Source organism: Bifidobacterium asteroides, from assembly GCF_030758775.1.
GTDB lineage: Bacteria > Actinomycetota > Actinomycetes > Actinomycetales > Bifidobacteriaceae > Bombiscardovia > Bombiscardovia kimbladii.
Genome location: NZ_CP132384.1, coordinates 1,600,796 through 1,620,772, shown reverse-complemented (window position 1 = coordinate 1,620,772; position 19,977 = coordinate 1,600,796). Strand labels below are relative to the sequence as shown.

Annotated in this window: 18 protein-coding genes and 2 tRNA genes; 10 read left to right on the top strand and 10 right to left on the bottom strand. The window is 59.6% G+C overall.

All coding sequences use genetic code 11. From position 1 onward, the window contains the following. Positions 1 to 28 precede the first annotated feature (28 nt). A complete protein-coding gene (locus RAM15_RS06580; protein WP_306221271.1) occupies positions 29 to 1,123 on the bottom strand; it encodes a diacylglycerol/lipid kinase family protein in 1,095 nt (364 codons plus the stop codon). A 220-nt stretch (positions 1,124 to 1,343) separates the two neighbouring features. Here RAM15_RS06580 and RAM15_RS06575 point away from each other — a divergent pair, with 220 nt between their 5' ends. The 7 genes from RAM15_RS06575 to RAM15_RS06545 all read left to right on the top strand — a co-directional run bounded on the left by RAM15_RS06575 (position 1,344) and on the right by RAM15_RS06545 (position 7,376). Further along, positions 1,344 to 2,021, top strand: coding sequence for a serine dehydratase beta chain (locus RAM15_RS06575; RefSeq protein ID WP_306221270.1), 678 nt, complete (start codon positions 1,344 to 1,346; stop codon positions 2,019 to 2,021). 12 nt (positions 2,022 to 2,033) lie between these two features. After that, complete coding sequence (gene sdaAA / locus RAM15_RS06570) at positions 2,034 to 2,909, top strand: L-serine ammonia-lyase, iron-sulfur-dependent, subunit alpha (RefSeq protein ID WP_306221269.1); 876 nt, start codon at positions 2,034 to 2,036, stop codon at positions 2,907 to 2,909. 169 nt (positions 2,910 to 3,078) lie between these two features. Further along, complete coding sequence (serS, locus tag RAM15_RS06565) at positions 3,079 to 4,365, top strand: serine--tRNA ligase (protein ID WP_306221268.1); 1,287 nt, start codon at positions 3,079 to 3,081, stop codon at positions 4,363 to 4,365. Between the two features lie 93 nt (positions 4,366 to 4,458). Then, positions 4,459 to 4,543, top strand: a tRNA-Ser gene (locus tag RAM15_RS06560). A 170-nt stretch (positions 4,544 to 4,713) separates the two neighbouring features. Next, positions 4,714 to 5,211 (top strand): hypothetical protein, encoded by a 498-nt coding sequence (locus tag RAM15_RS06555; protein WP_045924785.1) that lies wholly within the window; start codon positions 4,714 to 4,716, stop codon positions 5,209 to 5,211. 115 nt (positions 5,212 to 5,326) lie between these two features. Then, complete coding sequence (locus tag RAM15_RS06550; protein WP_306221267.1) at positions 5,327 to 5,689, top strand: YbaK/EbsC family protein; 363 nt, start codon at positions 5,327 to 5,329, stop codon at positions 5,687 to 5,689. 127 nt (positions 5,690 to 5,816) lie between these two features. Further along, positions 5,817 to 7,376: a ClC family H(+)/Cl(-) exchange transporter gene (locus tag RAM15_RS06545; RefSeq protein ID WP_306221266.1), complete on the top strand. Its 1,560-nt coding sequence runs from the start codon at positions 5,817 to 5,819 to the stop codon at positions 7,374 to 7,376. A 10-nt stretch (positions 7,377 to 7,386) separates the two neighbouring features. Here the strand turns inward: RAM15_RS06545 and RAM15_RS06540 are convergent, their stop codons facing one another. Further along, positions 7,387 to 7,998: a Type 1 glutamine amidotransferase-like domain-containing protein gene (locus RAM15_RS06540; RefSeq protein WP_306221265.1), complete on the bottom strand. Its 612-nt coding sequence runs from the start codon at positions 7,996 to 7,998 to the stop codon at positions 7,387 to 7,389. A gap of 172 nt (positions 7,999 to 8,170) precedes the next feature. Between RAM15_RS06540 and RAM15_RS06535 the strand changes: the two genes are divergently transcribed. Further along, entirely contained in the window at positions 8,171 to 8,890 is a 720-nt protein-coding gene (locus RAM15_RS06535) for a hypothetical protein (RefSeq protein ID WP_306221264.1), read from the top strand. Between the two features lie 8 nt (positions 8,891 to 8,898). Here RAM15_RS06535 and RAM15_RS06530 read toward each other — a convergent pair whose 3' ends face one another. Both RAM15_RS06530 and RAM15_RS06525 read right to left on the bottom strand, forming a co-directional pair. After that, entirely contained in the window at positions 8,899 to 9,600 is a 702-nt protein-coding gene (locus tag RAM15_RS06530; protein WP_306221263.1) for a LuxR C-terminal-related transcriptional regulator, read from the bottom strand. Positions 9,601 to 9,699: 99 nt separating this feature from the next. Further along, complete coding sequence (locus RAM15_RS06525; protein WP_306221262.1) at positions 9,700 to 11,013, bottom strand: ATP-binding protein; 1,314 nt, start codon at positions 11,011 to 11,013, stop codon at positions 9,700 to 9,702. 113 nt (positions 11,014 to 11,126) lie between these two features. Between RAM15_RS06525 and RAM15_RS06520 the strand changes: the two genes are divergently transcribed. Both RAM15_RS06520 and RAM15_RS06515 read left to right on the top strand, forming a co-directional pair. Then, on the top strand, positions 11,127 to 13,031 hold the full coding sequence (locus RAM15_RS06520; RefSeq protein ID WP_306221261.1) for a PspC domain-containing protein: 1,905 nt from the start codon (positions 11,127 to 11,129) through the stop codon (positions 13,029 to 13,031). A 139-nt stretch (positions 13,032 to 13,170) separates the two neighbouring features. Beyond that, positions 13,171 to 13,431, top strand: a complete 261-nt coding sequence (locus RAM15_RS06515; protein WP_306221259.1) for a hypothetical protein — start codon at positions 13,171 to 13,173, stop codon at positions 13,429 to 13,431. Here the strand turns inward: RAM15_RS06515 and RAM15_RS06510 are convergent. The 6 genes from RAM15_RS06510 to RAM15_RS06485 all read right to left on the bottom strand — a co-directional run bounded on the left by RAM15_RS06510 (position 13,381) and on the right by RAM15_RS06485 (position 19,934). Beyond that, on the bottom strand, positions 13,381 to 14,937 hold the full coding sequence (locus RAM15_RS06510) for an alpha/beta hydrolase family protein (protein ID WP_306221258.1): 1,557 nt from the start codon (positions 14,935 to 14,937) through the stop codon (positions 13,381 to 13,383). The two genes, RAM15_RS06515 and RAM15_RS06510, sit on opposite strands and share 51 nt — an antisense overlap. 65 nt (positions 14,938 to 15,002) lie before the next feature. Next, complete coding sequence (locus RAM15_RS06505) at positions 15,003 to 15,638, bottom strand: DUF4125 family protein (protein ID WP_306221257.1); 636 nt, start codon at positions 15,636 to 15,638, stop codon at positions 15,003 to 15,005. Positions 15,639 to 15,650: 12 nt separating this feature from the next. Then, positions 15,651 to 17,630 carry a DUF4037 domain-containing protein gene (locus RAM15_RS06500; RefSeq protein ID WP_306222263.1) on the bottom strand — a complete coding sequence of 660 codons (1,980 nt, stop codon included), beginning with the start codon at positions 17,628 to 17,630 and terminating at the stop codon, positions 15,651 to 15,653. 188 nt (positions 17,631 to 17,818) lie between these two features. Then, positions 17,819 to 18,400: a hypothetical protein gene (locus RAM15_RS06495; RefSeq protein WP_306221256.1), complete on the bottom strand. Its 582-nt coding sequence runs from the start codon at positions 18,398 to 18,400 to the stop codon at positions 17,819 to 17,821. Next, on the bottom strand, positions 18,393 to 19,595 hold the full coding sequence (locus RAM15_RS06490; RefSeq protein WP_306221255.1) for an ATP-binding protein: 1,203 nt from the start codon (positions 19,593 to 19,595) through the stop codon (positions 18,393 to 18,395). Before RAM15_RS06490 ends, RAM15_RS06495 begins: the two co-directional genes overlap by 8 nt. A gap of 265 nt (positions 19,596 to 19,860) precedes the next feature. After that, positions 19,861 to 19,934, bottom strand: a tRNA-Pro gene (locus RAM15_RS06485). Positions 19,935 to 19,977 lie beyond the last annotated feature (43 nt).

Below are 19,977 nucleotides of genomic sequence, written 5' to 3'. Positions count from 1 at the left end.
GCAGATGGGGGAACAGGCTCCTTCGGTCTCAGTCGGACTGGGGAACCCGCACGTTCAGAGCCCGGTGCTCCACGCTGAGTGCGATGTGGCAGGTTTCGCCCAGAATGTCGCCGTCCACCTGAGCTAGGGCGGGCTTCTCCAGACGGATTTCTGCCTTGGTCCCCTGCAGCTGGACGATGGTGGAGTTGGTCGACAGGGGGCTCTGGCTGGCCTTTCGGGTGATGGTCTGATGCATGACGTCTCCGAAGAGATTGGCCCAGCCGATCAAGCCAGCGGAGGTGTCGATGATCTCGAAGTCCAGGATGCCGTCCTCGTAGGAGGCGTCGGGCATCAGGGAGAATCCTGGGATCTCCCCGCAGTTGCCGGCCATGAAAGTGCGGAAGGTCACCGAGGTGTTGGTCTGTGTGACATGGTCGGGCCGGGTGATGGTGATGTCGGCTGTGTACTTGGGCGCGAACAGATGTTTGGCGCCGCTGATGAAGTAGGCCAGCCAGCTGACCGTCTTCTTCAGATTGGGGTCGGTGTCATCAATCATCAGGGCGTCGAAGCCGATGCCGGCGATGATCAGGAAGGCATGACCACGGCCTTGTTCCTGATCGTCCTGGTCCAGCAGAGCCATGCGACCCACGTCGACCTGGGTGGATCCGTACGAGGTGGCCACGGCCAGGGCGGCGTCCAGATCGCCAACGGGAATGCCCATGTTCCTTGCAAAGAGATTCCCGGTCCCTATAGGGATGATGCCCATGACATGGTCGCTGGATGCCATGGCGCTGGCTACGGTGCGTACGGTCCCGTCCCCGCCCACGGCAACGACTACGTTGGCTCCGCGCTCCAGTGCCATGCGGGCGCAGGCCTTTCCGTCCCGATCCAGCTGGGTTTCGATGAAACTGAATTCGCGGATGCCCTTGTCCCGGCAGTATTGCTGGATGCGCTCGCGGGCAGCAGCGGCCTGGGGCTTGGAGGGGTTGATGACGAAAGCGTAGCTGAGCTGGTCGTCATCCCGGGCCAGGATCTGCATGGCGAACCTATGCCGTCTTTGGGCGCGAATGATCAACACCACTGCTGTGACGACAATGGCCGCCACCGCCAGGATGCCGAGGATGACGACCGCTGGAATTGGCATGACTCCATTTTGCTCGTGGTGTCGACCCGAACCCCTTGGGTGTGTCCGACGTGAACGAACCCTCTACAGCAATCACGCTGACAGTATGAGCTGATTGAGTTATGAAAAGCGGAAAGTTATGATGTCATTCGGTCCATGTGGTCCCTTCGGTCTGGAGCTGCAACGGCTTCGTGCGCTGGAAGTCCGGGAAAGCCCGGGGGTATGGGAAGAGGAGGCGGGCATGGATAAGTACAAGAGCGTGTTCGACATCATAGGACCCATCATGATTGGACCCTCCAGCTCGCACACAGCCGGGGCAGTGGCCATTGGACGGGTTGGGCACATCCTTGCCGGCGGTGTCCCCAGCCGTGCCGACATTCATTATTATGATTCCTTCGCTCGCACGCACAGCGGCCACGGTACCGACTATGCCATCATCAGCGGCCTGCTGGGTTTTGCGCCGGATGACTCCCGGGTGCCGGATGCCATCGGCATCGCCCGCAGACAGGGCATGGATTTGACCTTCCACGAGGAGGACGAACCCAGTCCCATCGACCACCCGAACACCGCCGTCCTGGACTTGCAGGGCCCAGCCGGTCGGGTGATCTACGCGGCTTGTTCCATCGGAGGCGGAACCATTGAAGTGCGGCGTATCAACCTGGACGGCTGCCTGATCACTCCTCCAGGGCTGCTGCCCATCCTGTTGGTGGAACTGGATGAATCCGACAAGGGTTCCGGTCAGCAGTTGGAGGGCATACGCGATCTGCTCCGGGAAGAGGGCGTGACCAAGCAGACCAGGTATGAGCCCGCGGGTCCGGCCGGCATGGCAGTGTACGAGTTCGATTTGGACAATCCGCTGTCTACGCAGCGGCAGAAGCAAATCGCCGGTCACTCGTCCCGGATGATTTATATCGACTAGGAGGCATGGCGCATGTTCACTTCGATCGCTGAACTCGTGAGTATGGCTAAAGAGCGCGGCTCGTCGATATCCGAAGTGGCCATCGACGAGGAGGTCCGGCGTTCGCATCAGACGCGCGAGCAGATTTGGGCGAGAATGGCCAAGAACCTGCAGGTCATGCAGGCTGCCGTGGCCAGGGGGTCCCAGGGCGATGGCGTGTTTTCCAAGACTGGGCTGAGCGGTGGCCAGGCTGCTTTGCTGGAGCATTACCGGAAGACGCGAACCAGTCTGAGCGGCGATGCCATGTTGCAGGCCGTTGAGGCCGCCATGGCCACCAATGAGGTCAATGCGGCCATGGGCATCATCTGCGCGACGCCCACGGCCGGTTCCTCGGGAACCCTGCCCGGAGTGCTCACCGTGCTCAAGAACCGACTGGGGCTGGATGACGATGGGCTGATCCGCTGCCTGTTCACGGCAGGCGCTTTCGGGCTGGTCACGGCCAACAAGGCGATGATCTCAGGAGCTACAGGCGGCTGCCAGGCCGAGGTGGGCAGCGCATCCGGCATGGCTGCAGCTGCTGCGGTTGAGGGTGCAGGAGGCGATCCTGATGCCAGCGCCCAGGCCTTCGCCATAGCCATGAGCAATCTGTTGGGACTTGTCTGTGATCCCGTGGCCGGACTGGTGGAGGTGCCTTGCGTCAATCGCAACGCCATCGGTACAGCCAATGCTTTGATCGCTGCTGACATCGCCCTGTCGGGTGGCGTCAGCAGGATCCCGCCCGACGAGGTCATCGCAGCCATGAAGTCCATCGGCGAAAGCATGCCCTCATCACTGAGAGAGACCGGCATAGGCGGACTGGCTGGCACTCCCACCGGCAAACGGTTCCGCAAGACTGTATTCGGCAAGTGATGCGTGGCAGACGCATATAAGGGACGGATGGTTCGCGTCTGCCTTCCCGGCGTGCTGCTTCCCCTGGCTGGTCGGCGGCGGCCGGGCCGGTTGCAGCAGAGGCCATGGGACTTGGAATGAGGTGTGCGGGGCCGGTTTTCGTGTCCCTTGAAAGTCATACAATTCAGATATGTTAGATATCAGGTTCATTCAGGAACATCCGGATGTTGTCCGTGAATCACAGCGCAAACGCGGCGAATCGGTCGAACTCGTCGACGAGGTGCTGAAGGCGGACAGCGAGCGCAGGGCTGCACTCCAGGATTACGAGAGCTGCAGGGCCGAGCAGAAGTCGCTCGGCAAGCGCATGGGTTCGGCGTCTCCTGATGAGAAAGCCGACCTTCTGGCCCGGACCAAGAGCCTGTCCGAGAAGGTGAATGCCTGCAAGTCAGCTTCCGACCAGGCCAACGCCAGGTACACCGATCTCATGTGGAAGTTCAGCAACGTAGTGGAACCCGAGGCGCCGGAGGGCGGCGAGGACGACTACGTGGTGGTCAAGAAGGTCGGCACCCCGCGCGACTTCACCAGAGAGGGCTTCGAGCCTAAGAACCACCTGGACCTGGGCGTGGGCGTGGCTGGCATCGACATGCGCAGGGGTGTCAAGATTTCCGGCTCCCGCTTCTACTTCCTGAGGGGGGACGTGGCCCGGCTGGAGATCGCCATGCTGACCATGGCCGTGGACCAGGCCATGGAGCATGGATTCATTCCCACCATTACGCCCACCTTGGTCCGTCCTGAGGTCATGGCCGGCACCGGCTTCCTGAATGCCCACGCCGACGAGATCTACCGTCTGCGTGAGCCTGACGATCAGTATCTGGTGGGCACGTCGGAGGTCTCCCTGGCCGGCATGCACGAGGATGAGATTCTGGATCTGAGCCAAGGCCCGTTGCGCTACTGCGGCTGGTCCAGCTGCTACCGGCGGGAGGCTGGCTCTGCCGGCAAGGACACCATGGGCATCATCCGCGTCCACCAGTTCGACAAGGTGGAGATGTTCGTCTACTGCAAGCAGGAGGACTCCCGTGACCAGCACCAGCAGTTGCTGGCCATGGAGCAGGAGATGCTGGCCAAGGTGGACGTGCCCTACCGGATCATCGACACCGCGGCAGGAGACCTGGGGTCCTCAGCCGCGCGCAAGTTCGACTGCGAGGCCTGGGTGCCCACCCAGGGTCGCTACCGTGAGCTGACGTCAACCTCCAACTGCACCGAGTACCAGGCCCGCCGCCTCAACGAACGTGAGCGGCTGGAGGACGGCTCCACGCGTCCTGTCAGCACCCTGAACGGGACCCTGGCCACCACCCGCTGGCTGGTCGCCATCCTGGAGAACCACCAGAACGCCGACGGTTCCATCGTCATCCCTGAGGCCATGCGCTCCTATGTGGGTGGCAAGGAGGTCATCGAGCCCAAGACCTGGGAGGCCTGAACCGCCTCTGCCGGGATTGGTCGACATTCCGTTGGTGGTTGGACCAACCTTGATGTCGTATGATAAGTGGCGTGCCTGATCGGCACGTCTTATGGACAGGTGTCTGAGCGGCCGAAAGAGACGGTCTTGAAAACCGTTGTGGCGCAAGCCACCGCGGGTTCGAATCCCGCCCTGTCCGCCTGGTGGATGCCCCGGAGCTCATTCCGGGGCATTCTTGTATTCGCTTAAAATCCCGTGTTCGCAGAGCGGTTTGGGCTGGAACCTGGTGCCTACAATGATGGATGGTAGCCATGCGTAATCACGCGAGCCGACCCTTGGGCGCCGACTCTGCAAGGGAAAGGTCGGGTCGTGGATCAATTCATCGCCATTGTCTCTCTGATCGGGGATTGGTTGCTTTTCACATTCCCTCTCTTCCAGGGGCTGATGGAGCTGCAGGAATATCAGGAGCTCCTGGACGACTTTGATCAGCTCAGCAAGAATTGGGATGAGGTCTCGCCCTGGTGGTGGCTGGCCCCCATCGTCAAGATCCACTTGGAACGCAAACGCGGGCACGAAATTCTCCGCCAGGCCACCAGGACCCGGTCGGAACGGCGACGGGCGCTGAGCTTTCTTGACCAGGCGACTGCCTGGTACTTCGTGTCAGTTGCAGGTTGGCTGAAGATGATCTCCTCCTCTTATGAATTGCTTGAGACATACGATGCCGAAGAGAACATATGGCTTCTGGTTCTTCTTGTCTTCCTGCTGACCTCCGGCGGTCTCTTCAACGCTTACTATCGCATAGACAGAAAGCGGATAGGCCAGAAGGAGAAGGAGCTGAAGCCCGACTCAGAGGTGGCCAACGACTGACAAGGTGCTCATGAGCCTAGACAATGACAACACTGAACCTGCTGCAAGAGCAGATCTTGACGCTTTGAGCAGTATGGGTAAGAGACCAGTGGACGCGGGAAACCGGATTGTTCCCATGGCTATGCGAGAGCTACTGGACGGTTTGAGGACGAATTGGCGCGTCGTTCAGCATCCGCCCTTGGACACTATCGACCAGGGCATGGAACTGGGCATTGCTGATCTGCTGGGGCTCTCTGTAGAAAACCTCTCCAAGTTCCTGCTGTTAGAGGACGCTGGAGGTCTGCTAATGCTTCTGGTGTCCAAGGGCATAGTGCGCCCTGATTTGCACCAGGTGCGGGAAGTGGTCGGATGCCGAAGGCTGCACATGGCCTCGGCTGCCACCCTGCACCAGTGTCTGGATACGGTGCCGGGCCGGGTCTCGCTGCTGGATCTTGCTCGGAAGCTGGCATCCCGGGTGTTCATACTGCCGGAGAGTTGAAGTCGTCGACTGGGTCATTGCTTCTGGTCTTTGCCTTGGGGGATGCTGGAAACCGTTGTGCGCGAAGGCGGGAAGGAGCAGGCCGGTGAGGCTGAATCTGTCTAACAGAGGGTCGTCGGCAGATGAAATGGATCAGACCTATCCTTCCGACTCGGTGCAGGCCACAAGGCCGGGTCGTGCCAGCCAATGGCTGGTAGCGTTCAGGGCCGCCTGTTGCGGACTGTTGGTGGGAGTGCTGGTGGTGCTCTACCGGCAGGGCATCGGCTACGGCACACAGTTCGCTCGATGGGCCTACGCACAGATGCGTGACCGGCCTCTGATGATTCTTCCTTGGCTGCTGGCCGCCCTGCTGGTGGGCCTGGCCCTGGCCTGGATGGTCGGCCGGGTTCCCATGGCCTCCGGCTCCGGCATCCCGCAGGTGGAGGGTGTGGTCATCCACGGCATGCGCATGCCTGCCCTGCCTGTACTGGGCGTACGATTCCTGGGCGGTCTGGCCTGCGGCATGTTCGGCCTGTCTTTGGGGCGCGAGGGGCCTTCGGTGCAGATCGGCGCGGCCGGTTCCCAGCTGGTTTCCCGAGGATTGCGCCGAGAACGTGTGGAGGAGACCTGCCTGGTGACCTCCGGCGCGGCTGCCGGCCTCTCTGCAGCATTCAACGCGCCCTTGTCGGGGATGGTCTTCGCCCTGGAGGAGATCCACCGGTCCTTTTCTCCAATGATTCTTCTGTCAGCAGCCATGGCCTGCCTGAGTGCTGATTTCATTGCCAAAAACCGTTTCGGCCTGCGTCCGGTCCTGGACTTTACCGCTATGCCCCAGTTGACCATTGCCCAGTATCTGCTGATGATCCCCCTTGGGCTGGTGGCCGGCCTTGTGGGAGCTGCCATGAACCGTCTGCTGCTGGGTGCTCAGAGCCTTTACAAGCACCTGCCATCGAAGCTGGGACCGGTGATCTCCCTCTTCCTGGCCCTACCGGTCGGATTGTTGCTGCCTGCTGTCCTGGGTGGCGGCGAGGACCTGATTGGCAAGGCGGAAGGTGTTCGTGAGGTGGCTTGGTCGGTGGCCATCAACCTGCTGGTTCTGCTTCTGGTCAAGATGCTCTTTACGGCTACCTCCTTCGGCAGCGGTGCCCCCGGGGGCATCTTCATGCCCATCCTGGCAGTTGGCACGCTGACCGGATCACTGTGCGGGATGGGTGCGGCCGCCCTGGGAATGCCCGTTCGGATCATTCCGGTCTGCGCGGTCTGTGCCATGGCGGGCACTCTGACGGCCTCGGTCAAGGCCCCCATAACCTCCATCCTGCTGACGGTGGAGATGTCAGGCTCTCTGGTCCACATGCTCCCTGTGGCCCTGTGCGCTTTTACGGCTTTGATGGTGTCCGATTTGCTGGGTGTCCAGCCTATTTACGAGGCTCTGCTGGAGCGTTATCGCCGAGGACGTGCTCCCGATGCTCAGGTTCCTGACAGGGTCACTGTGGAGTTCCCCATAGAGCATGGCAGTCCGGCGGCTGGTCGTCTGCTTGGGCAGGTTCCCTGGCCGCACGGATGTGCCGTAATCGGTCTTCGCCGGGGTGAGCATCGGCTGATTCCTGCTGGTGATCTGAGGTTGCTCGCCGGAGACGGTGTCATCCTGCTCTGTCCCGGTGATCGTCTGGATCAGGCCCGACGGGTCATGGAAAGCCTGTGTCGCTGACTGATGTTCTCTAAAGGATGGTCAGGCACTGCCCGTGGACTGCCACGGTCTGGCTGTTGTTGATGGCCACCATGGGCGCATCGTCGCCGTAGCGGTCCAGAATTTTCCTGGTCACCTCGGCGAAGGGTTCGGAATCAAGGTGGGGGAGGAGACGGAAGTCCACCAGACCCAGCCCGGCGGTGGAGTCCAGATTCGGGGCGGCCGAGCGCGGATCCATGGCATCCAGGAAGCCGATATCGGGACCGGTCACCACAGCGCCAGCCGATTCGCCGATGTAAGGTTTGCCCTGATCCACCTGCTGTCTGATCAGATCAGCAGCGCCTGAGCGACGCAACTCCTGCAACAGGAAGAAGGTGTTGCCGCCGGACAGGTAGATCAGATCGTCCTCCTCCAGGCTGCGACGTATGGTCTCCGGATCGGCTGTTGAGACTTCCAGGTCGTCGATCCGGCAGCCCATGTCGGTGAAGGCTCGACGAGCCTCCTGGACATAACTATCCGAACGCTGTGGAAGATTGGCCGTGGGGATGAAAGCCACAGTACGATTCTTAGGAGAGCTTTCCAGAAAGGTGGGCAACCTTTCAGCGGTAGCAGAGAATGAGGATGTGAGCAGCAGTCGATGCATGACGGCTCCTTTCATGCCAGGCGGGACTTCGCCCTGGGCAGGTCGCAAAGTATAAAATCCGACCATTGCTGACCTCAATATATCCATGCAATGGGCTTCCACATAGTGATTGACTACATGTCGACTGGAATCCGGCACAGGCCCTGTAGGTCCGGATGTTTATTCTGGGGGCATGGCAAGGCAGCATAAGGAGTTCCAGCAGGGATCTGGCCAAGGCGTATTGGACGACCTGCCAGGCGAGGATAAATTCAGCGATGACCGCCCCGATCCAGTAGCTCCCGGCGGCAGCATTCTCTTCGCTCTGCCTGGGACCTTGGTGGATTGGGACCCGCGCCGAGCCCTGGTCGGGCAGTACCCTGACGGGGTGGTCGATATGGTGCTGGACCCGGAGGACCCTTGGGGCTTCGCCTGCGTCAGAAGACAGATCAATCTGGGCGTGGACCCACAGCAGGCACTGGCCGACTATGAAACTACTCACGGGCCTGCGGTCACCTGGGTGGTTAGGGTCTGTCTGGAAAACTACACCCTGGCAGTGAAGGGCCTGCTTCCTGGAGCATCGGAGCTGCTGGGAAATCTGCGGCGAGCCGGGTTGACGCTTTGGGGCCTGTCGGCAACGACTCGTCAATTGATCGAGTCGGTATCCAAGGTGCTTTCGCCGCTCTCTTCCCTGAAAGGTGTCCTGATTTCATCACAGGAGCATCTGGACCTTTCTGATCCGCTCTTCTATCGTCTGGCCCTGCGTCGTTTCGCCATCAGCCCCGGACATACGATCTTCGTTGATGCGGATCCTGAGCATGTTGCTGTGGCTGACCGATTGGGCATGGATGGGATTGTTGCCCATGACATCCGCGGTCTGCGTCATCTGCTTCGTCAGCGCGGCATCGCCTGTTGAGCGGACTTTCAGACGATGCGGCGGTCAGCGGCCCAGCGGGTCAGCTCGGTTCGGTTGGATAGCTGGAGTTTGCGCAGAACGTTGGAGACGTGGGTCTCAACCGTCTTGATGGAGATGAACAGCTCAGAGGCTACCTCGCGGTAGGTGTAGCCACGGGCGATCAGGCGCATGACCTCCTGCTCGCGTGCGGAGAGCCGATTCAGTTCGTCGTCTTCCGCCAGACCAGCATCTGCTGCCTCGTCCTCCTGGAAGGCGGAGAGCACGAATCCGGCCAGCTTTGGGGAGAAGACCGCGTACCCCTCGTGAACCTGGCGGATTGAGGAGACCAGGTCCTTGGCAGAGATGGTCTTGGTCACGTAACCGCGGGCTCCGGCGCGGATGACCGAGCCCACGTCCCTGGGCGAGTCGGATACGGAAAGAGCCAGAAAGACCGACCTGGGGGAGAGGGGATGCGAGCGGCTTAAGATTTCGGCACCTCCGCCGCCTTGGCCACCGGGCACGTGCACATCCAGCAAAACCACATCGGGCCGGGTCTGCCTGACCATGAGGATGGAGGATTCCACGTCTGCCGCTTGGCCCACGACGTGAAAATGCGGCTGCAGGGTGGTGATGACTCCGGTACGAAACATCTCATGGTCGTCGACGACGGCCACGCGAATACTTGCGGGCCCATCCTCGGCTTGATGGGGCTCTGCTGCAGTCGTGGTCATGGGCGTGGTTCAGCCCGCCTTTCCCGACGCGGGGTCCTCAAGTGTGGGTGGGATCGGACCGGCATGCGTCTGTGAATGAATGGTTCACCATGCATCCTATCATTGCTGGGCCTCAGTCCCCTTTTCAGTCTGACCAACCTTGCCCTCCTGGTGTTGGCTGGCCTCGGACAGCGGCATATGCATCCTGACCTCGGTGCCCCAACCAGGGCGGGAGACGATCTCGACCCTGCCGCCACGCCGCCGAATCCGGCCGATGATGGACTCTCGGATTCCCAGACGGTCGGCTGGAATCGCATCCATATCGAAGCCTGAACCGTGGTCGCGCACGTAGACCTCAACCTGATTCCTGCGGGCCTCGCAATAGACGGAGATGGGTTCACCGCCGTGGGTTACAGCATTGACCAGGGCCTGTCGAGCCGCGTTGAGCAGGGCATCGGTCTGGGCGCAGGGCATGGCGTCGCCCACGGTGACCACCTCGATCGGCTTGCCTGAATCGTCCTCCACCTGTGCGGCTATCTGGCTCAGCCCAGTGCTGACGGACCGGTCTGAGGGAGTGCGTTCCTGGTAGAGCCAGTTGCGCAGATCGCGCTCCTGGGAGCGAGCCAGGGTGAAGACGGTATGCGGGTCGTCGGCATGCAGCTGGATCAGGGCCAGGGTCTGCAGGACGCCATCATGCAGATGGGCCGCCATATCGGCCCGCTCCTCCTCGCGTTCCTTCATGGCTCGTTCATCGCCCAGCTGGCTGAGGATCGAGCCTACCCAGGGCACGACCACTGCGGTTACGCCTATAAGAAGCAGGCCGGCCAGGACTATCAGGGTCAGGGCCCAATGCAATTCCTGAGTGGACAGCAGGAAGATCACCGCGGCAGACAGGATCAGGGCCAGGCTGCCTATCAGGGTCGGCAGGTGGTAGCCAGTTCCTTGGTTTTCCGGCCTCAGCCAGGCCAGAACCAGTCCTGCGCAGAAAAGCAGGCAGGGGACGACAAAGGCGGGGCGCATACCGCTGTTGAGCAGAAAGACCGCAGTCAGCAGGAGGATGATGCCCAGGCCTGCCAGCAGTCTGGTTATCCGCCCGGGACTGATGCTGTGATCCTCCTTCTGATCTGGCTGTTCAGTAAGGATGCTGGGCGCCAGCGGGGCTGACTTCGGGTCATTCGGTTGGACTGCCTGGGTGGGGTCGCCCTGGGGGAGCGCCAACCACAGAAAGCAGTAGATTACACAGGTGATCAATTTGGGGGCCATAAGCACCATGACCAGGCGGATCCAGAAGACGGGAATGCCCAGGTGTAGGCTGACGCCCTTGCAGACTCCGCACAGGATCCTGCCCTTGTGTGGCCTCATCAGGGGCATGCGCGCAGGGTGCAGAGGAGGTGGTTCCCTCAACGTTTGTTCTTCCTGCATGGCTGCGTTCATGCCTCCATTATCGGTTTCGGATCGTACCGATAGGGCAATAAGGGGAAGAAATCAGGGTCGAATCAGGGTGTTCCCCCATGAGATTTGCGCTCGCAGGGTGTTGTAATGAAGATATGAGTAGCGACATGAACGGCAATGGCCCCGATACCGGCTGGCAGTGGAAGTTCGACAGGTTCTTCCGCGCCTGCAGGGAGTCCTATCTGATCCGTGACCAGGGATGGGTAGGCGGTGTTTGCGTAGCCTTGGCCCGTCGCCTGGGTTGGAGCGTGACCCTGGTCAGAGCCTTGATGATTCTGGCGGTCTTTTTCTTCGGTGCCGGTGCCGCCTTCTACGGCTTTGCCTGGTTCGTCCTGCCGGATCGGCGTGGGGTCATTATCGCCCAGGAGTTGATCCACGGGATTTGGCATGCTTCCATGGTGGGCATCATCATTTACTGGCTGCTGGCCATCCTGATTCCTGGAGTCGGAATCTTTTCACTGGCCTTCGGTGCCCTGGTCCTGTATCTGTTCATCCGGTGGAGCCGCAACAAGGCCCTGGAGTACCAAAGAGGGTACTGGACTGGGCCGGATGCTGGCAGACCGGTTTCGGGCGATCCCTGGGTGATGGGACCGCAGTATTCGGACCGGCCGAGTGATGCAGGCTCGCAATGGTATCCGAATCAGCCTGAGTACCCAAGCTTTTCGGGGTATGAGGGGTACCAGGATTACACAGGGACGCGAAGCAATACGCAGACAGACGGCAATGCGAGCACAGAAGGATACAGGAACCAGCCAGGGGATTCCGATTCGTATGGAACTCGGGAACAACAAGGGGATGCGACTGCTTCCGGACATATTTTTGAGACAGCGGATTCGGCAAACGCTGCCAGCGATTCGAACAATACGCAAGGCTTTGAGAATCCTGTCGCTGGTGCAGCTCCTGGAGGTTGGACGGGGGCAGAAGGCCCTGCAGAACCTGCTGGGAACATGAATCAGGCATATGGATTCAGTGACTGGCCGGGCTATGGCACAGCCGGGTCATTCTCGACAGGGCCGGGAATAGCCCGTAGGACTCCGTCGGTTCCGCCCCGGATACGGCGTCGTCCCGCCGGACCTGCGCTGGTCAGTCTTCTGTCAGGGCTGATCCTGGTCTCCGGCGCAGGGGTTTGGTGGATGGCCACGAACCCCTATCGCGGATTGAATGTGGCCTTGACCTTCGCTCTGATCTGGGCTGGAGGTGTCACGCTGATACTTGGCGTGGTCATACTGATCCTGGGCTTGATGGGCCGCAGGTCTGGAGGACTGACCCCCATTGCCCTGATGGCCTGCCTGGTTGTCCTGATGCTGGCTTCTGGTTCGGCCATACCAGGCATTGAGCAAACCCAGAACCGCAGGATCCTGGCCGAATACGCCACAGTTCAAGTTAACGGCAACAACCATGGGCGCTTGTTGGGGGCGGACAGTGCAGACATGAGGCGTTACCGCCGCGGAATCGCGCTGGTCGGAGACCCGCAGGATCAGGGAAGTGCCGTCATTGACCTGACTGGTTATGAGCAGAAACACGGCACCCATCGTGTTCAGATTATGGATGATGCGGAGAGTACAGTCTCAGGCTGTCCGACGGGCACCGTCCGCCTGGCTGTGGCCTATGCTGACGTTCGCCTGCTCATTCCTAAGGGATGCAGTCTGTCCTATAGGGAACACACCGACCTCTACAGGGTCTTGGGATCAGGCGCGGCTGACTGGATAACCGAAACGGAACAGGGAAACCGGATGTGGTGGGGCGATACATCGCCATCAGCTGAACGACGCAATTGGGAGGAGGCACTGCGAGCGTCCAAGGAGGATCAGTGGCATATGCCCGACGATCCCGAATTGATCGTCGAAGCCAACCTCATGGCCGGTGCGCGGGTCACCGTGCAAGCCCAGGGGAGTGCCACCCAGCCGAAGCGGGCGCAGCTCTACAGCGGATCGATCAATGAATATTGGGATTATAGCTACAATCCATGGCAGTTTGGGGAGGATCAGGAAGATGACTGATATGCAGCAACCAGAAGGAGGCCAGCCGCTGGATCGTCAGGAGCCCACCACCAAGGTCATGCCCGTTGAATCACAGGCACCCCCGATATACCAGGTTCGGATGCAGCCGCCGGAGCCGATCCGTCCTAGCGGCCCCAGCATGCCTACCATCATTTTTGGCATCTTGGTTGGACTTTTGGCCCTGACCATGTTGGCTTTAGGATTGGTCTTTCTGCGTTACGGTACGGATCTGACCCTAGTCATACCCTGGCAGCGGATTATTCCATTGATTTTCGCCGGCCTGGGCTTGGTGCTGATTGTCGCTGCTATATCAACTTGGCTGGCATCAACAAAGCGCGTTCGTCACGACTCAAAAGACCAAGATATTCCAGAAGATCAGGCTGCCAAGGATGGTCAGTGACCCCAACAGGGTTAGGGTCAGGGTCAGCCAGTGGCCAGCGCCAACTACAGCTGGTTTGCCGTCAGGCCGGCTGAAGATGGAGGCCAGGGTGCTCGCCAAGAGCAGGATGAGCATCAGGCAGAGACCTGATAGTAGGAACCAGGAGAATGTCATCATCGAGGACAGATGGACCAGGCCGAAGGCCTGGCGGACCACAGTGAAGGCATAGGCCAGCAGAGCGGTTATCAGTCCTGCGGCCAACAGTCCCAGTGCCCAAAGCCGTCCGGCCAGACCTTTGCTGAAGCCGGACCGTTGTCTGACATTGCCTCGAGCCCGCAGATGTGAGTTCAAGGCTCCTATCAGGGCAGTTATGAGGGCAGCAACCAGCAGAACGGGGCCACTGGCCATCAAGGTCAGCAGGGCGGTCAGCGAGGAAACCAATCCGGAATCAGTACGATCAGGTACTTGATTGAGCTGGTGGGGCTGGCTGCCGGCAATCATGGGAGTGGACCATTGATCGGCCTGGGTGCCCAAGGCTACAGCGTTGATCCAGTCTTCCAGATTATGGGTATAGCGGGGTTCCAGAGGCAACCCGTCCTTGGCCAGCCGGCTGCCGGTGCGTATCTGATGGTTGGTGGGGTAGTAGCGCAGGGTCACGTTGTCGTTGCCGCTTGCATGAGTTCTGCGGATGATCTCCTGCGCCCCCTGTTCGACTGGCATGGAGAAGTCCATGGTGCCGAAGTTGATCATGACCGGCATGCGCAGCTGGTCCAGATAAGGCAGAGAGGGGAAGTCGGCGTACTCCAGGCCCAGCAGGGACAGGTCCATGCCTATGAGCCGGGGTATAACGTTGCGGATTCCCTTGGGCGCGCCAATCAGATCCAAGTAGTTGGTAGCCGCCATGGCCATCTGCCGCCGTCCCGGGTAAACCGGAGGAGATGTCAGGATGGAGAAGGCAATGCTGGGGTCCTTGGCAGTCATGATGGACGATATCCAGGTGCCCTCGGACTCGGCGTACAGGCCTACTTTGGTTGGATCCACACCCGGCCAGGAGCGTAGACGGTCAAGGGATCGTCCATAGTCGGCGGCCATGGCCTGATAATCACGGTGAAAGGTGGTGTAGGTGTCCAAACGCTTGTCAGGCACCAGGGTGGTAATGCCGGCCGAGGCCATAGCTGAAGCCAGGTCGCCGTATACTTCGGAGGATTTGCCTGTTCCGGCGCCGTGGATGAACAGACAGGCTGGTCCAGTGCCCTTTCGGTCGCTTGGCTCTCTGACAATGGCCTGGATGTGGACTCCGCCATCCAGAGTTATGCTGATTTTCTGTTCCCTGACTTGGTGGGTGCCCTCAGGGGTCGTGGTTCCAAGGCTCGAGGCGACTGCGGTGGATCGGGTCGAGACCTGCAGATGGTCACGGTAGGGTTCCACTCGCCAGTCCGGCGTCATGGCTTGGCCTAAAAGGAGCATGACCAGCAGGATGACTACGAAGGAGGCGGCGGTAAAGCCCGCCCGTTTCAGCTTTTGCACCCGTCAACTCTACCCGACCGCGCGACTGGTTGGAAAGATGAACCTCCTGATTGTGGTTCAGGAGGTCAGTCCTGGGCCTGCTCGGCTTCGTCCAGGGTCTCAAATCCATTCATCTGCACTGTGGCCAGGATGGTTTCCTCGGTCAGATTGCCGCCCCGGGCCTCGATCTGGTCCACCATGGACTGGTAAAGGTCCAGGGTCCGGGCCGAATAGGTGCCCAGTTCGCCACGCAGATAAGTCTCAAAGGAGGTGGCTTCCGGCGTGTCCTCGCTGGTGCGTAGGACCCGCATCTCCTGGCCTAGACGGGGGTAGCGCTCGCGAAAGTCCTTGGCCCAGGCCACTTGCCTGTCGATGATGCGCTCCTGCTGTTCCTGACGGTCCAGGCCCAGCTTGGGCAGGTAGGGGGCGATGTTGCTGTGGTACAGATCCGGGGCTGTGGACTCCATCATCCGCCCATACTTCTCGGTCAACAGGTTGCGTCCCGCTTTGTCGGCCTGATCCAGGTCGTCCGCATAGCTGGTCAGCAGGGGATGTGGCCATGTCAGAAATTGGCTTAGGCGCATCTGGTGAAACATGGGCCAGTTGCCCTGACAGTTGGCCGGGCCACCCTCGTTGTTGACCTGCTGGAACTGTTCCCATTCGTGGCGGACGATCCGCTCGCGCAGGGATTCCTCATCCTGACATTGCTCGTCGTTTGCCATCTTTGGCTCCTTTCAGATGCTGTGCAGAACCGGATCGTCGCTGGAGATGTGAGCCTCGACGTAGGGGCGCTGCCATTCCAGGAAGGTTTCCGGGCTGTTGGTCAAGCCCTCCGCCTGCAACTCTTCTACGATTCTGGCGCAGATGGACTCCACAAGCTCGGTGACGCGTTCGGCAGCCGGGCGGGCCCCCTTGCCGCCTTCGCCGAAGCCTTGCCCTCCGTAACAGGCAGCCGAAGCCAGTCGCAGGATGTCCTCCAGTTGCTCGGTCAGGTCGGCCAGCCTGGTGGCCATTCGTCCGCTCAGTCGCCGCAGGGCTGCGAAGGTCCACTTGTAGTAGGGCAGATACCCGACGATCAGCGGATTGTTGATCAGGAAGATCAGGGAGGCGCAGGCTTTGATGAATTCGTTGATTGACAGCATGGCTGCAGCCCCGTCGCCCCGCTGCAGACTCCGCGGCAGATTGTATTGGCCCGCCTGGGCGATCATGCCGAGCCGGCGGGAGATCAGGCAGAAGCGCACATCGTCGGGCATGGCCTTGAACCCCTGCCGGGTGGCCAGCATCTGTCCCAGAGGATCTGCGAAGATTCGGCCGTTGGTGGCCGCAGCCAGCGTGGCCTCGTCCAGGAGCAGCCACTCGTGGGGGTGATCTTCCGGGGGTGCCTGCCGGTAGCCGGTCAGCGACTCGAAGAAGGCGCCGATCTCGAAGACGCCCACGCGGCGGTTGGCCCCCTTTGCTCTGACGCTGTCGGTTCGCGAGCCGAACCCCATGAATTCGGTGGGCAGGGCCTCGTAGTCCTTCTGCAGCCGGTCTCCGATGGCCTGATAATCCTCGCTGGTCAGCCACAAGCAGAAGCCGGGGCCGAAATCATGATCGCGGGAGATGGCATCGTCAAAGCCGTAGCAGTCCGAGCCATGGCCCATCAGGCCTACGGCGATTCGGCTGCGATACTGGGGGTAGCGTTCCTCCAGCATGGGACGACCCACATGCTCCCAATAGGCCTTGGCCAGGTCCAGCCCTTGAACATCCGGATGGGAGCCATGCCGATCGTTGTCACTGCTGTGATTTCTGGCCGGGGTCCGATCTGAGCTGGCTTTCGGCTGGCTGGATGCTGCTTCGTCGGCCTGCTTGGATTGATCCTTGTCCCCGGCTTCTTCGGCGGCGGCCTGGACCTGGTCCAGATTGGCCTTGGTGATCTGGTAGTAGTCGCTGCCCTTGCCGTACCGGTCCTCAATGATGGACAGGGCCTTGCGATAGGTGTCTGCCGACTGGCTGAAGCGACCGGTCACGTAGCAGACCTGGGCAAAGCCTGCAAGGGCCGAGGCGTAGTGTGCGCTATTCTCCAGGCGGCCGGTTCGATAAATATCCAGGGCTGTGCGAGCCTGGTCCCAGGCCTCTTGCAAAGCCTGCGGACTGTCGCTGCGCTGCATGAGCAGAAGGGCCAGATTGGTGTGGGTGGTGGCCAGATCCAGGTCCTGGGAAGGATCAGTGCTGGAATCTTCAAGGATGTCCATGGCTTGGCGCAGCTCCTGCTCGGCCTGGTCGGGTCGGTCGGTTTCGCTGTAGAGCATGGACAGGTTGTTGTGCAGGGCCGCCAGGCGCCGATCCTTGGGCCCAAGGGTCTTGGCTGCGGAGGCAAGCGCCTGCCGGTAGAGGTCTTCGGCCTGGTCGTACTTCTTGGCTGCCCGCAGACCTGTGGCCGCATTGATCAGGGTGGTCGTCCATGCCTCGGACCCTTCGATGCGCATGCGTGAGGCCAGCTCGATGGCGCGCTGGATCATCCACATGTTCTCCTGGTGGCGGCCTTGGGACCGATAGAATCCCATGGTTTCGTTAAGCACCGTCAGCAGTCCGGCGTCATCACCAGCGTTCTCCGCATCCACCAGCGCCTGTTGCAGGTAGGGTTCAGCTTCGTCGCGGGCCTTGCCGGCGCTGAAGATGGCGTCCAGACCGTCCAGGAAGGCTTGGGTGTCGAAGCCGCCGTCCGCTTGCATATAGGCCTGTTGAGGCTCTCCCTGCTTGCTGCCTGTGATCGGTGTCTGGTCCTGGCTCATTTGGCTCCCTTGCTGTCAGGGTATCTGTAGGTGCGGGTCCCTCATGGAGCCCTAGCGCCCTGGTCGCTTCTATCTATCAGTGTAGGCTGATGCTCTTTGATGGACTTCAGTCGGCTATGTCGCCTAGGTCACACCTGCCCGGTGCAGCTTCCTGAATGGGTAACGAGGAGCTCGGCCAAACATCGCTCATGATTTTGGAAGTGATGGTTTCTTCGATACAACTCGATGACACGACAGAGCTCATCCGCGTCATTCCAATATTGGTGCAAGAAAGCATACTGCTTGATCTTGTGCAGCCCCAGTTTCTCCTTGCAGAATTCGCTGGGTTTCATGTTATTGACGTGCGTCCAGTCCCTATAGGCCCCCTCTTTGATGATGGCCAGGATCTCGATCTCCGGACGGGTGGTCAGTGTATATACACGGGCTTTAGACTGGTACAGAGGCGACAAGTGAAAGCGTTCATTTGGCGAGTCAATAATACGGACGATATTCACGCACGAAGAACCATAGGTCACGGAAAGGAACCGTTCCTCGATTTCCCTATCTTTGCGGCAACGAGTATAAAGCCGACCAGTCTGCGGATCTTCAATAAGGGAATCTTTAGGAATGATCAGTTTTCCTTCTGCCAGCAGGAGTTCGAAGATGACGCTTTCGGCAGATCCTTCGCAGATAACCAAGGTAGGTTCATCATATATCGCTCGACTATCCATGAACCGTATCCTTGACGTAGCTCCGCAAGGCGCTGATGGAAGCGGCTGAAGGTGCCGTTCCTTGCAAGGCGCCTGACATGAACTGAACGCTCTTCTTGAGCTCTCCTCGGGTGACCAGCTTGTTGTATCGGACCAATTGGAATCCTGCGTTCTCATGTCTGACAGCGAACCAAATGTTGTCCTTCCTGGTGAAATGATCCAGCAATTCAGGGTAGTGCGTAGAAAAAACGAGCACTGCTCCATGCGGGTTAGTAGCAGGAGAGGAGAACAAGTCGATGATAGCGAAGACCAGCTGTTTGTTTATGCTGTTTTCGATTTCGTCGAATAGTAGGTAGCCTCCTTGCGCAAGTGTTTCGATGGCATGTTGCGCCAAGGAAGTTCCACGGAATGTTCCCGCCGATATCATGGCCATAGCTTGTGAGGGATCACAATCACGCTCAATCTTTTCATTGCGGAACTTGATATGGAACTGGTGATCGCTTACCTCCAAGTGTTCGATGGTCGGATCGAATAGACGTACCACTTGCGATGGGGGAGTGACAGGAATGGACATTTGCAGCGGATTTTGCAGACAGAGGGTGACCACGGTCTCCTTGGTGCGCAGAATCCCCGTCGTTAGAGAGCGATCGGGGGGCAAAAATCTCTTGACATCCTCGGCCAGCTCCTTTTTGTCGCCCGACTTATTCATTCCTCGAGTCGCTACAGTCCACCAGGATTCTTCGTCGCCATCTATGGTTCTTTTCAAACGAATCTTGCTCAGACTTCTGCCTGCATACTGGCACAGCCGTTCCTTTTCGAAAACTAAGGGGGAGTCGGCGGTGGCCTCGTCCTTATCGGCGCGCCGGAGTGTGGCATTGAGCAGCCAAGCTTCGCCGCTTTCCTCGAAGATGATGCGTGCTGTAATCGTGGGATCAAGAATGTCCATCAGCGGATCGATGGTGGAGCGTTGAGTTCCCAATGAAGCGCCTCTGGCAATGTTGATGATGAGCGAAAGCAGGCGTAGATCAGTGGTTTTGCCGGAGGCATTGATGCCGGAGATGCCTATGGCTGTGACGATGCCAAGCGGTGAGGTGGTGCCCTGAAGGCGATGGGTGAAGCTGCCATCGGTAATCCTATCCTCGGCGAACAGGATCATGCGTAGTGCGCCCTTGTCGTACAAGCGAAGTCCTTTGAGGTCAAAGGCTAAGATCCGCATTATGCTCCTTTGAACAGAATATTTGTTTATATACTACATCTGAATGCAGATGATTGGGTGTTGGTACTCAGGAACCTAAATATTGATGTGGTAAAAAATTTCAGAATCATTGGGGCCATAATCCCGAACTTGTAAAAAGTGCAAGAAAAACGAGAATCGCTTTTTGCTGCTTAAGAAGGGAAAGGGAGAGTTGGTAATCTTGTATACGCCTATCTATAAAAGTTACGAATACAGAAATTCCGGCCCGTAAGGACCGGAATGCTTGTCGGGGTAGGGGGATTTGAACCCCCGGCCTCTTCGTCCCGAACGAAGCGCGCTACCAAGCTGCGCTATACCCCGTGACAACGTTCTATATAGTACACGTATGGTCGGCCAAACGCTA

Coding starts and splice junctions, on each gene's coding strand:
- RAM15_RS06580 (WP_306221271.1), bottom strand. CDS start 1,123: ATGCCAATTCCAGCGGTCGTCATCCTCGGCATCCTGGCGGTGGCGGCC.
- RAM15_RS06575 (WP_306221270.1), top strand. CDS start 1,344: ATGGATAAGTACAAGAGCGTGTTCGACATCATAGGACCCATCATGATT.
- sdaAA (WP_306221269.1), top strand. CDS start 2,034: ATGTTCACTTCGATCGCTGAACTCGTGAGTATGGCTAAAGAGCGCGGC.
- serS (WP_306221268.1), top strand. CDS start 3,079: ATGTTAGATATCAGGTTCATTCAGGAACATCCGGATGTTGTCCGTGAA.
- RAM15_RS06550 (WP_306221267.1), top strand. CDS start 5,327: ATGGCTATGCGAGAGCTACTGGACGGTTTGAGGACGAATTGGCGCGTC.
- RAM15_RS06545 (WP_306221266.1), top strand. CDS start 5,817: ATGGATCAGACCTATCCTTCCGACTCGGTGCAGGCCACAAGGCCGGGT.
- RAM15_RS06540 (WP_306221265.1), bottom strand. CDS start 7,998: ATGCATCGACTGCTGCTCACATCCTCATTCTCTGCTACCGCTGAAAGG.
- RAM15_RS06535 (WP_306221264.1), top strand. CDS start 8,171: ATGGCAAGGCAGCATAAGGAGTTCCAGCAGGGATCTGGCCAAGGCGTA.
- RAM15_RS06530 (WP_306221263.1), bottom strand. CDS start 9,600: ATGACCACGACTGCAGCAGAGCCCCATCAAGCCGAGGATGGGCCCGCA.
- RAM15_RS06525 (WP_306221262.1), bottom strand. CDS start 11,013: ATGAACGCAGCCATGCAGGAAGAACAAACGTTGAGGGAACCACCTCCT.
- RAM15_RS06520 (WP_306221261.1), top strand. CDS start 11,127: ATGAGTAGCGACATGAACGGCAATGGCCCCGATACCGGCTGGCAGTGG.
- RAM15_RS06515 (WP_306221259.1), top strand. CDS start 13,171: ATGCCTACCATCATTTTTGGCATCTTGGTTGGACTTTTGGCCCTGACC.
- RAM15_RS06505 (WP_306221257.1), bottom strand. CDS start 15,638: ATGGCAAACGACGAGCAATGTCAGGATGAGGAATCCCTGCGCGAGCGG.
- RAM15_RS06500 (WP_306222263.1), bottom strand. CDS start 17,630: ATGCAAGCGGACGGCGGCTTCGACACCCAAGCCTTCCTGGACGGTCTG.
- RAM15_RS06495 (WP_306221256.1), bottom strand. CDS start 18,400: ATGGATAGTCGAGCGATATATGATGAACCTACCTTGGTTATCTGCGAA.
- RAM15_RS06490 (WP_306221255.1), bottom strand. CDS start 19,595: ATGCGGATCTTAGCCTTTGACCTCAAAGGACTTCGCTTGTACGACAAG.